A 233-nucleotide genomic window follows, 5' to 3' on the forward strand; every position below is an offset into this window, starting at 1 on the left:
GCATCGGTTGGCAGCGATAACAAAGTGGCACTCATTAAAACGAGCTCTGTGTTGTTTACCAGCTTCGGTTTTATGGTAGTGATCCCGTCACTGGTAACTTATAACCCTGAAGCCACGCAAAAGCAGTTAAGAAATATGGTGATTGCAGGCTCTGTCATCCCATTATTCTGTTACCTGTTCTGGCTGTACGCGGCGGTTGGTAATCTGTCGCCTGAGCAATTGGTGGGCTTTGC

Annotated in this window: 1 protein-coding gene; it reads left to right on the plus strand. The window is 47.6% G+C overall.

Annotation, left to right across the window (positions count from 1 at the left end; genetic code table 11):
- A partial coding sequence (locus ACYP03_RS28160) for an aromatic amino acid transport family protein (RefSeq protein WP_459782959.1) occupies window positions 1-233 on the plus strand: 233 nt, incomplete at both ends.

It is taken from the genome of Photobacterium sp. R1 (genome assembly GCF_054600795.1).